Origin of the sequence: Acinetobacter sichuanensis (assembly GCF_003024515.2) — a bacterium.
In the GTDB taxonomy this organism is placed as follows: Bacteria; Pseudomonadota; Gammaproteobacteria; order Pseudomonadales; family Moraxellaceae; genus Acinetobacter; species Acinetobacter sichuanensis.
The window spans coordinates 1-11314 of record NZ_PYIX02000061.1 but is presented as its reverse complement, the minus strand read 5'-3'; the positions used below and the strand labels follow the sequence as shown (position 1 = coordinate 11314).

Below are 11314 nucleotides of genomic sequence, written 5' to 3'. Positions count from 1 at the left end.
CACGTATATACTTTAGAGCAAGCTCAGGTAGCATGGGATAACGCACGGTCCATAGATCAACCGATCGCCGTGCACCACGTTCGCAAACATATTGTATGAAAGGTGGACTATCAATATATCCCCTCGATCTCACAAATAGATGATCCTTATATCAAGTATGTGGCGCTTGAAAAGGATAATTTAGGTTTATTGTGCGATGGAAATGACGTCTTTTGGTTAGACTTTGCCACGGGCAAAACCAGTACAGATTTTTCTTCTGCTACAAAACTTCGGTATGACCAGGCCCTTTCGTTAAAAGATCGCTATATTCTTCTTCCTTTTAATATAGCCGATGCACATAAACGACTGCTTTTGTGTATGTCCAACTTAAATTGACCAACAAATTAGGTTCTTTATCCATAGCGAATAGATCTGAATAAATATTAAAGTTTTTACCCAAAAATGCATTGTGTAAGAAGTGAATAAGGTCTAGATCCACGTAGTTAACCGTAGACACAATCTTTAAGTATTCAGACAAAGCTTTAAACATCGGTGTTAGCTCTGCGATGGCACGGCTAAACCGCTGTTCTGATTTATGCTCTCTATATTTTTCAAAGCCATTTTTCAAAATCTTTTTGAGCTCTGCATCATCAAATGGAATATTTGAATAAAACTCACCAGTACTAAGATCTCCAAAATTAGACATAAAGTTATCAATCACGGGTAATTTACGTTCTAGAGATAAGCGCTGCGTTGATCTGATCAATTTAATGAATGAATAAAAAAACGGTAAGAAGCGTCTGTAGTAATCATAAATAACCTCTGCAAGCTTACGATCGCGAACATCAGCATTGATGGCTACACATTTAGGATATTGCGTAACAAAAATGGGTTTCTGCAGATAAATGGTAAGGTCCTTAAACACCTCAACACCATTTAGGCGATTAGATTTAAGAAATGACCAATCTACCAAGTCATAATCAACTGCACGAATCTCTCTTAGATTTAATTCATCAAACTTAAAGTTGAGTAGGCGTAGGTAATCTACAAAATTAGCCAAGTACCATGGCTGAGTTTTATTGATGTTGTATTCAGGATGACTATCAATGTCCAAGTGATTTAATAAATTGGTCCACGACTTGTCAATTCCAGCCAAATTAACTTGTTTGTCTATTCGATCAGGGGTAAGCATAGTAATCCCAATTGTATATACTAATTCGTAAGAAATTAGATACATTGTATCAATAATTCCTAGAATAAATATTCTTTTAAATTTTTTATCAATTCTAATTCGCCACACAACAAAAATGCTTATTTACTGAGCTAAAAACTTATATCCAATTAATTAAAACCCTATATAATTATCTTAATACTCTAATTCGAGTGAGTTGTTATGATTAGTGATCCAATCGAAATCGCAAAATTAAAACAAAGCATCTTAGATTTAAGAAACAATATTTTTCCTCCACAAAACCTTTTAACGGTTGATGGATTACCAATTTATTATGGTGAGAAAAAGTTTGTTGATGAATATCTTGCACAATGGATGGACTTTTATCAAAAAGCATTAGAACTTTCTAGTCCTTTTGGTGATCCTATTGATTTGTCCGAAATAAATGAAATTCATTTGCCTGTGCATTTTAATTTGCCCGTGTTTGCTCGTAATGTCACTCGCATGATTTTAAATAAAACACTGGCCAAGGAATCTATTACTTTTCGTTCAAGTGCAGATCTGTTTGAGAAGTGCGGATACTTCAATCGTGAATATACGGATTTAATTTATGAGTACTTTGATCGTGATGAAGATAACGTATTGGTCGGGCATCGACCGTATAACGATATTCGTGCGTACTTGTTTTATGCCGGCGATGAAGAGCGTCATCGCACGAGATTTTATAACTCTGGACTGGTGCTCGGTTATCCCGAAGGTTGGAACAGCATTGAGATCTTAGATAATCGTAACAACACCCGAAAACAGCGTAGTGATGCTTATACAAACCATTTAGCGAAAAATAACACATGGTTCATCTACAAGAAGCTGTAATTAGCCAAAGCGCCGTGCGAGATCGCAATAGAGCCTTGGATCTATTGAAGTGGATTGCGATTGTGACCATGGTTATTGACCACGCATCAATATTATTTCCTCAATATAATCTGTTGTTGAGGACGATTGGTCGTTGTGCTTTTCCTATTTTTTGTATCATGCTTGCATTCAATTTGAACCAAGCTATTTCTAAAAAGAAAACCCATACATTAAAAAACTATTTTAAAAATTTGGCGTTGTTTTGTGTGCTATCAGAAGTACCGTATCAACTATTCAACCAAGAGCCATTTACAACACTGAACGTCATGCCTACGTTGCTTTTAGGATTTTTGCTTGTTGTATTGGGGGAATCTAAACATAAATATGCAACGCTGCAGTTTGTCTCTCTGTTAGTCGTGACCATATTGCTATCTAATTTTATTATGTATAGCGTGTGGGGCGTTTTATTAATTGTATTCCTGTATTTATTCTTTAAAACAACCAACGTTCGTTCTAAGAAATACTTTTTAATGATCAGCGTCTTGCTCACTTCATTGGCCAACATTTTCAACTGGTTGATTGGTGGCTACTATACGGATATGACTACATATTCTTTGGCATTCTCATTTGCTGTCAGTAGCGCCATTGCAACGTATATTGGTGCACAATTCCTACTGAAAGGACAGCACATGAATATACCTTTTGAAGTACCGCCAGTGGGGAAGTGGGCGTACTGGTTCTATCCAGTACATCTCGTCATCATTTGGATTCTTTTTAAATTTGCATAATAAATTTAGGCTCAAAAAAAGCACCAAAGTATTTATGACTAAGGTGCTTTTTTATTGCTTAATCAGCGTTATTCGCTAGATCCAGCATCTAAACCGAATGAGCTAATTTCTTGCTGTCTTTCTTGCTCAGCTGCTTGTTCTGGTGATGCTTGTGGAGTAGGTGCACCAGATTGGTTATTTTGTTGATCATATTGATTCAGCAATTGCTTTAATGCTTCAGGATCTTGAGCAATTTGATTCGCAATTTCTAATGTTGGGTCCTGTTGTTTTTTACCAGCAACATAACCAAAAATAGCCAAACCAATGAAAGCAGCGAAGAAAGTGGCAAGTACGATCAGTACAAACTTACCAATAATGCTACCTTTGAAGCGTTCAAACCAAGTTTCATCTTCATAGTGGTAAGGTTGGTTAATGTTTTGGCAACCATCACTAAATGCATCCATCCACGCATTACGAACCAATTGTTTAATTTGTTCTGTTTGCGGTAAATGACCTTTTTTAACCACGTTTACTTTGATTTTTGGCTCTGCTAATACAAAACGTTTTTCTTCACCATTACCTAGTGTATTAACGAGCTCTACGGTACCAGAACAAGTGAAATAACGACCAACATCATTGTTTTCTAAAGTATCAAAACCACTGATTTGTATTGTTAACTCTTTAAGATCGGCATTCGGGATTTTTATATTTTTAGGTTGACGATTCAAATCTTCAGAATCCGTATCAACTGAGATTGTTAAAAGGTCATTGTTACTAAAAATTGAAACAAGAGGGTCGTGAGATAGAATGTCTTTTTGCTTCTTAATTAAACTCACAATGTATCACCAGTTAAAATAGAAATTAAAAGTATTATATTTTAAAAAAGGGTTTTAGTGATAGTTTATTTTATGTTTAACGCAAAAAAGCCACTTTTAAGAAAGTGGCTTTTAGGTTTAAGGGAGGTAGTTGTTATTTATAAAATATTCCTTTTTAATTCTCTTAATCTCCATGCCTTTGTCTAAAAGCAATTTAAACTCATTAAAATCATCACGCATAAGCTTATGAACCTTTAATGATTTTTGACTCTTAGCTTTGATAGCACTGTTGTATTGTACTGCAGCAACCAGATCGTAATGCTTATTTAGATCCAAACCATAAAGTGATGTTAATTTTTCAGAAATATAATCAAATATAACGGTCAAACAGATGACCTTATTGTTAGTGTTAGTCAGTATCTCTTCTGGAAATTCATTATTTCCCGAAGCTGCACTGGCTAAACGTGCCCATTCTGTCATGGGTAGGGAACCATCTTCACCAATCACGTTGATTAAGTTGTTTAAAAAGATAAAGCGGTGATTAAAAAACTTCACTTTGCTTTTTTGCAAAATTCTAAATGTATAAACGTTTGCCCAATACACAACATAGTTTTTAATCTTTAGACCATTGATTGAGTCTTGCGTTAATAAATCTTCATTGGTGATGCCATGATATTGAGTTGCTTCTTCAGTGACTTGTTTTTTTGGCTTCCAGTAGCTCTCTTCAGCATTATAAAGATACTGAACCTGTTCTATTGATGATGTGCGGCACTTTTTAATACGCGTCAAAATAGACGACTTAATAATGTCAGGCACATCAACTGGATTCTTGACTTTGGCGGTAAATTCCAGTGTGAGAAAACATAATGGTGCTGGCATAGCTTGGCCTTTCTAATATCCCTTAATTTATAACTTAAAACGTTCTATTTTCTGAATTGATATTCGCGAAATAAGGAACTAATTGCTTTTCTCGGTCATGAATGTATGCAGTTGATGACATATCCAATACCGCACCTGGTACATAAGTTAGGTTTAGATTGATATTTTCACCGTTACCATCGATCAAGACGCCATTAAACCGCGCTTTGTCTGAATCTCCTTTTACAAATAGCTGTTGGCCAACATAACCGGACAAGCTATTGATATAGAGGTTTTTCATTTTTTCCGAAGATTGCAAAGCATTTATATAGAGAAGATCCATAATTTTTTCTTCTCCATTTTGATTTCTAATTTTTACTGTTTTTGGACCAACAACATCCACAATTGTAGCAATCCATAAGTCATGATGTTCAACTTCCCAACCATTGTAGCGACTTTCAATCCAATCGGGGCTTAAGAGTCTTGGCTTAAAGGGGTAGGAGTAGATTTTGAATATTAAGATCGAAACCACAATTATGATTGGCAAGCCAAAACATATTTTTATTTTATGTTTCTTAAAAGCACTGTTAAACATAACCGTATATACCAAAAAATTTAAAATCATTTTAACTTAAAATAATAAGTTTGTATTGGTTAAAACCATTGATATATCAATTATTCATCACTGTTATAGGTATAGCCATCATCACTACTGCGATCTTTACCTACTAATAATGCTTCAATACGCTTAGCTTCAGCTATTGTTCTGAGTGCATTTTCCTTTTTTTCTTGTCGTTCTGTATGTTTACGAATCGCTTCAAGAACCTCAGGAGATAAGGCGTTTTCAGGTTGTTGTTCTTGGGCTTCAGGCTCGGAAGCACTTGCTTCTTCAGCCTTTATAGGTTGGTCTTTTTTCTTAGGATCTACCAAGTCATAAAACACAAGTTCTTTTGATTCACTCGTTGCCGATTCGTCTAAAAACTTCTGTTCTTGACCTTTTAATGGATCTTGTTCATTTGGAGTATTAGAGTTATTACAGGCACTTAAAAGGGTGGAAATTAAAATAACCGTTGCGAAAATAAAAAGGGTTTTAGACACGTTGAAAATCCTTTAATATAATAACGTATTCTACATAATAAAAGTCCGTAGGTAAAAGTATGTCTTCAGATAAAAATAGTTCTGATAGTGCTACACAAAAGGTAAATATTACCAATGAGGTTTTAGATGAAGCTGCCATTAAACAGGCAATTGAAGCTAGTCAACCCCGTAAATCAGGTATTTTAAAGCGAGTCTTTTTTGATTTCGGGCGTAAAACCCACTGGAGTTCAGCTAGAAAAGGGTTTTTACCGCATTTATCTAATATTAGATCAATGCTGTCTCCAACATGCCCCGAATGCGGTAAATCGATTTTAATGCATGACAACAGGATTCCACGTTCTTATAAAGGCAACGTGAATTGGGTATGTGCACACCCTTTATGTGAATATGAAATTGTCGCACCTAACAATTTTAAACAACTGAAAAGACTCATTGCTAATACTCACTACCCAAGAGGGCAAGAACGTTTAGCTTCAATGAGTAATGATGAAATAGACAAGCTTGTTAAAAACCATCAGTTTTCGTCTTATTTGTATTTAGCATTATCTATGTTTACAGGCTTGTACGTAGTTTATATGTTCTTTAAAGCGCTATATCCAATGCTTGTTGTACCAGGTGTATTATTGGTGTTTTATCTATACATGGTTAGCATCAATTCAGCTTATCGTGCGTGGCAAGTCCGTACTGGTCTTTTATTTTTACCGAATGCGCCATTCTTGGCATGGTTCCGCTATGCGCCAAAAAAATATAGCTTATCGTGGTATGACGGCAAAAACCCATTGCCAGTTGAAACACTGAATAAGTTAGCTGACCGTAAACAGCACCTAATCGACAATTTCAACAACAACGATAAAGGTGCTGATTAATATGCTGTTAAAACCAACGCTATTTGCGACTCTATTAGGATCAAGCGTTGCTTATGCTCAATTGCCTCAAAGTTCTGAGGCTCTAGGTGCATATGCAAACCATGTCAATTCTAATGGATCAAGTACACCATATCGACCATTTCAGGTCATGACCAACACTCAGCAAGAAACGGCGCCAGCAAAGCCAAGAGGATTTACGAGTCGTTACTTGGGCGTGAAGTACACACCGCAAAAAACTGAAGAAACTCCGACTAGCACTGAGCGCACGGCAGTTGCACAAAATGGACCACAACCTAGTGGCCAGCAAGCACCAGCACCACAACAACAACCCGTTCGCCAGAATATCCGTCCTGTTTCTTATACCTATCCAACTACGCAATACAATCAATACAACCAAGCGAGTGCATCTTACGATCAAACCGTACCGGGTAGAGTTGCTACTTTGAGTTGTGTTATTCATGCTGCGCGGTCAGAAGGTGTTCCGCTGTATGTTTTATTGGGTATACATAGCAAAGAGCGTGGTACCAATGGACAAACAGCGCAAAACAAAAACCGTTCATTGGATATGGGGCAATTCCAAATCAATTCCATGCACTTTAAACGTGGCGGTATGTTTGAAAATTATAACAGCCATTATGTGCGTACTGATGGATGTCTGAATGCGCGACTTGCAGCCAAGATCTTGCGAAATCGATTAACCACAAAACCGTCAACCGATTTTTGGGTTAGAGCAGCTGCTTACCACTCATGGACGCCATCTTTTAATGCGATATATCGCAATGGCACGACAAAACAACCTGGTTTAGTTGCGTATGCACTTCAATGGAAAAAATGGCTTGAGAGAAAGGGGATAAATCCTAACTAATCAGCTGAATATATTTTTTAAGAAAAAAATTGCAGTTACGTAATGCGATATAATTCACCTATTCTTTACCCACTAAGGATTCAAAATGAACCTTAATACAACTTTAAAAAGTTTAGCTTTAACCTTATCCATGTCTGTTATTGCTACTGCAGCTCAAGCCGATTTTGTTGGCAAAGTTGTACGTATTTCTGACGGCGACACTATCACCGTTTTAAACAACAACAATGAGCAGATCCGTGTTCGCTTCAACCAGATTGATGCACCAGAAAAAAGTCAAGCTTTTGGTCAGAAATCGCGTCAGAACATCAGTTTCTTGCATGAAACGATTGTGTATGTGCAAGAAAATAGTAAGGACCGCTACGGTCGTACTCTTGGTACCATTTTTCAGATGCGTACAAACCAAGTGCCCAACTTAAACATCGTGAATAGTGTTAACTATAAGCAAGTTAAAGATGGCTATGCATGGGCTTATCGTGAATATCTCAAAGATAAAATTATTTTGAGTGCTGAAAGCAACGCACGTTCTCAACGCCTTGGTTTATGGGCTGATCCAAACCCTGTTTATCCAAGCCAGTACCGTCACAATAAGTAATATTGATGAACGGTGAATTAAATACCGCTAAAGCCGTAGCGGTATTAAATAAATATCTACTGCAACAACAATGTGGTAATCGTATGGAACTGCAGTTTTTCAGTGAAGAACTGCAAGCTCAGATTGAAGCTCTCAGCTTGGCTTCTGTACGAAATGAGTTGGTTACTCAGTTGGCAAATTTGGGAAAATGTCTTTGTGATGAAAAGTTGGTGAATTGTTCAGCCAACGCAAATTACTCAGAAGTGGCAATAGATTTCCTTGAAATGCACTTAGAGTCGCTGGAAGGGCGACAGTTCAAAGAAGGTTTTATATGACATCTATTGTCATATCCACGGAATCCAATTAATCACCAGATCAGAACGAACCACTAAGCAATTAGTGGTTTTTTTCCTAAGGGAACTAGATCAATTGTAGATTTTTAAAAGGTAATGTTATGCCGAACAAAGATGATGAACATGCAACTAAATAAAGCTTTCTACCTTTACCTTACTTTTGTAGCGATTCTTTGGGCTATTATCTGGTGGTGTTTACTGATTAATATGCACCAGTACTTTAGTGCGGTTTTTTATGTTTTAACGGGGTACTATTTTATTAATAAAATTTTGATGAAAATTAGTCCTTATTCATCAAAAATACTTTTTACAGTTTTATGGCCAATTGCTTATCCAGTTTTATTCTTAATACTCTTGTTCAAGAGGTGGGATAAAATCTAAATTTGAAATGACACACCTATAACAACACCCTAGAAGGTGAAGTAATCCGAAAGTTAATTGGTTCAGTGGATCAAGTTTTAGCTAAGTAGTTTAACCTTGGCAACAAAAAAGTCCCATTTGCAACATTGGGGCTTTTTCATATCTATTTTTTATAGGTTATGAATCAACTAGCTAAAAAAAGAACAGCCTTATGTTGCTTTCATGCTTATTAGTAATACACTTATTTGTGAAAATTTTGGCATTACACAACAAATAGTTTCACATTTTTGGCAAAGCATAGAGTAGGGAAAGACATGGCGGAAAATTCACTCAAAAAAGGTCAGTACACACGCTTTAGTAATAAAATTGGACTCTACAGTGCGAATCAAGAAAACGTAGGTTTTATTAAAAATAACAGTAATGTAGTGATTAATTTCCCATTTAAAGATGCTGTGCTGGTTGGGGGCATGTCTCGCGAAGATGTTAAAACAACAGAAAAGTTTTTACATCAAGAAGTCGATTCAAAAGATATTGATACATTATTTGAGCCAAAAGTACTTACCAATCCTGAATATTACAGCGCAACCAATGAGACAGAATTTGAATTTTTTGACGAAAATGGTGAGCTAAAAGAGAACTTGCTAATTAAGGGGAATAACCTATTGGCACTGTACTCTTTAAGAGAGAAATTAGCTAATAAAGTCAAACTTTTATACCTGGACCCACCATACTTAAATGCACCAAAGACTTTTATGTAAATAATTTTATATAAATAATTGATATTAAAATATAATAATTTAACATGTAAGTAAATATAATAATTGAATTTAACAGGTAATGATGTACCATCAAATAATGTAATGTTTTGAGTCTACATAATGAAACTCATTAGAACAAAATTTGAGTCAGGCGAACGTTATTCACTTTTGATAGATGACAATGGAGTTCCGAATTGGTATCCGACTCTTTTTGCTACAAGTAAGCTCAGAAATTCTGCGAAGGCCTCAAATACAATAGAAGCCTATCTCAATGCCGTTAAGTTGTTATTAGAATGGTGTCATACTAATAACATTTTATTGGAAGAAACTTTCTTAAAGAAACAGTTTTTGACTACAGAACAGATAGAAGGCCTTTGTATTTATCTTAGAGATAAAAAAGATAAGAAAACTGATGAAAAATTAAGAAAACCTATAATTCAAAGAAAAGAGTTTAATAGAGCAAAAATACGAACCAATGAATCTGTATCAAATGCTACGACCTATATAAGAATATCGTATATTGCTAATTATCTAGATTGGTTTGCAAAGCAAATTATCAGTGAGAGAAATCAAATAATAGATCGTGAAATTTCACACAACATATCATGTATGGTTAAAAGTTTAAAAGCTAGGAGACCATCAAGACCTGTTTCATCGAGGAGTACAAAAAAAGGGTTAGCAGAAAATCAAAGAAGTATTTTGTTAGATCTTTTGAATTCCAATAGCTCAAATGATGTGTGCTGAGAAAACAGGAGGTTTTAACTTGGTAAACTATAGACACTCATCAGGAGTTTACCATGAGCAAGAAACAGAAGACTTACACCGCAGAATTTAAAGTTGAAGCAATAAAATTGATTGAAGCCAATCAAGGCAATGTATCGGAAACAGCCAGACAACTTGGCATTTCAATGCAAACTCTTTCAAATTGGAATAATAAAGCAAAGACTGGCACCTTAGCAGGCACTAAACAATATTCACCTGATCTAAATGCCTTACTCGAAGAAAATAAAAAGCTCAAACAACAGCTCAAAACAGCTGAAATGGAACGTGAATTTCTAAAAAAGGCAGCAGCGTACTTTGCGAAAGAAAGTCAGTAAGGTACGCCTATATGAAACAGCAAAGACATTTATTCCCGATTAGCTTTATGGCTAGATTACTTCACGTTTCAGTGTCACGATTTTATGATTGGCTAAAACGAGGCATGAATAAAAGATTGGTTCAGCGAAATCAACAGACAATTTTGGTCAAAATAGCTCATGAGGAAACTAAACAAAGCTATGGCTATATTCGATTAACTAAGCATTTACAAGCGCAAGGTATCAAAATCAGTACGTATGCTGTACGTCAAATAAAAAAGCTCAACCAGCTGTATTGTAAGCGTCATAAGCGTTTCAAAAGAACTACGAAGAGTGATCATAATCGAGCGATCTACGCAAATTTACTAGAGCAACAGTTTTCAATGACTAAGCCCAATCTTGCATGGTCAAGCGATATTACATACATTTGGACTGCTGAAGGTTGGTTATACTTGGCAGCAGTAAAAGACCTGTACACGAAACAAGTGGTTGGCTATAGCTTAAATGAGCGTATGACCGCACAACTTGTTTGCAATGCACTGACTATGGCGATTCGTAATCAAAAACCAACGAAAGGCTTAATTGTTCATTCGGACAGAGGCAGCCAATATTGCAGCCATGAATATCGAAAGATACTGGAAAAATGTGATTTTCAAGGTTCAATGAGCAAACGTGGGGACTGTTACGATAATGCACCGATTGAAAGTTTCTGGGGCATACTCAAGAATGAATTAGTGCATCATTGCAACTATAAAACCAGAGATGAAGCTAAAGCAGATATTACAAAATACATTGTGTTATTTTATAATCAGCGAAGAATTCAAAAGAGTTTGGATTTTAAAACGCCAAATCAAATAGCAGAGAACTTTTATCGGTTAGCTGCCTAGCATATCCCAAGTGAAAGTCTCCTGCTAATTCAGCACAT

14 protein-coding genes are annotated in these 11314 nt (G+C 35.9%); 9 read left to right on the top strand and 5 right to left on the bottom strand.

The features are described from left to right. Nucleotides 1-319: 319 nt before the first annotated feature. On the bottom strand, nt 320-1171 hold the full coding sequence (locus C9E89_RS20420; RefSeq protein ID WP_228199086.1) for a hypothetical protein: 852 nt from the start codon (nt 1169-1171) through the stop codon (nt 320-322). Nucleotides 1172-1372: 201 nt separating this feature from the next. On the opposite strand from C9E89_RS20420, the gene C9E89_RS20415 reads away from it, so the two are divergent. Then, nucleotides 1373-2023, top strand: a complete 651-nt coding sequence (locus C9E89_RS20415) for a hypothetical protein (RefSeq protein ID WP_057694164.1) — start codon at nt 1373-1375, stop codon at nt 2021-2023. Next, a complete protein-coding gene (locus C9E89_RS20410; RefSeq protein WP_005006121.1) occupies nt 1999-2790 on the top strand; it encodes a TraX family protein in 792 nt (263 codons plus the stop codon). The genes C9E89_RS20415 and C9E89_RS20410 overlap by 25 nt, the downstream gene beginning before the upstream one ends. A gap of 68 nt (nt 2791-2858) precedes the next feature. On the opposite strand, the gene C9E89_RS20405 is transcribed toward C9E89_RS20410, so the two are convergent. The 4 genes from C9E89_RS20405 to C9E89_RS20390 form a co-directional block, all read right to left on the bottom strand. Next, the gene (locus tag C9E89_RS20405; protein ID WP_005006124.1) at nt 2859-3605 is read right to left on the bottom strand and encodes a hypothetical protein; all 747 of its coding nucleotides are present in this window, start codon (nt 3603-3605) and stop codon (nt 2859-2861) included. 117 nt (nt 3606-3722) lie between these two features. Continuing rightward, nucleotides 3723-4463, bottom strand: a complete 741-nt coding sequence (locus C9E89_RS20400) for a hypothetical protein (protein ID WP_005006125.1) — start codon at nt 4461-4463, stop codon at nt 3723-3725. A 34-nt stretch (nt 4464-4497) separates the two neighbouring features. Beyond that, nucleotides 4498-5037 carry a hypothetical protein gene (locus C9E89_RS20395; RefSeq protein WP_010591043.1) on the bottom strand — a complete coding sequence of 180 codons (540 nt, stop codon included), beginning with the start codon at nt 5035-5037 and terminating at the stop codon, nt 4498-4500. A gap of 80 nt (nt 5038-5117) precedes the next feature. Next, nucleotides 5118-5540, bottom strand: coding sequence for a hypothetical protein (locus tag C9E89_RS20390; protein WP_005028504.1), 423 nt, complete (start codon nt 5538-5540; stop codon nt 5118-5120). Nucleotides 5541-5599: 59 nt separating this feature from the next. Here C9E89_RS20390 and C9E89_RS20385 point away from each other — a divergent pair, with 59 nt between their 5' ends. The 7 genes from C9E89_RS20385 (at nt 5600) to C9E89_RS20350 (ending at nt 11276) form a co-directional block, all read left to right on the top strand. After that, nucleotides 5600-6406 (top strand): hypothetical protein, encoded by an 807-nt coding sequence (locus C9E89_RS20385; RefSeq protein ID WP_005028502.1) that lies wholly within the window; start codon nt 5600-5602, stop codon nt 6404-6406. A gap of 1 nt (nt 6407) precedes the next feature. Next, complete coding sequence (locus tag C9E89_RS20380; RefSeq protein WP_063454483.1) at nt 6408-7271, top strand: lytic transglycosylase domain-containing protein; 864 nt, start codon at nt 6408-6410, stop codon at nt 7269-7271. 85 nt (nt 7272-7356) lie between these two features. Next, nucleotides 7357-7863: a thermonuclease family protein gene (locus C9E89_RS20375; protein ID WP_063454484.1), complete on the top strand. Its 507-nt coding sequence runs from the start codon at nt 7357-7359 to the stop codon at nt 7861-7863. Nucleotides 7864-7868: 5 nt separating this feature from the next. Then, nucleotides 7869-8177: a hypothetical protein gene (locus tag C9E89_RS20370; RefSeq protein ID WP_005006143.1), complete on the top strand. Its 309-nt coding sequence runs from the start codon at nt 7869-7871 to the stop codon at nt 8175-8177. A 692-nt stretch (nt 8178-8869) separates the two neighbouring features. Next, nucleotides 8870-9313 carry a hypothetical protein gene (locus C9E89_RS23920; RefSeq protein ID WP_228141108.1) on the top strand — a complete coding sequence of 148 codons (444 nt, stop codon included), beginning with the start codon at nt 8870-8872 and terminating at the stop codon, nt 9311-9313. 120 nt (nt 9314-9433) lie between these two features. Further along, a complete protein-coding gene (locus C9E89_RS20355) occupies nt 9434-10057 on the top strand; it encodes a hypothetical protein (protein ID WP_087528569.1) in 624 nt (207 codons plus the stop codon). 53 nt (nt 10058-10110) lie between these two features. After that, nucleotides 10111-11276, top strand: a protein-coding gene (locus C9E89_RS20350) for an IS3-like element ISAba21 family transposase (protein ID WP_085940850.1) whose coding sequence is annotated in 2 segments (ribosomal slippage) — nt 10111-10369 and nt 10369-11276 — 1167 coding nt in all. Because the reading frame shifts where the segments join, the coding sequence is not laid out codon by codon here. Nucleotides 11277-11314 lie beyond the last annotated feature (38 nt).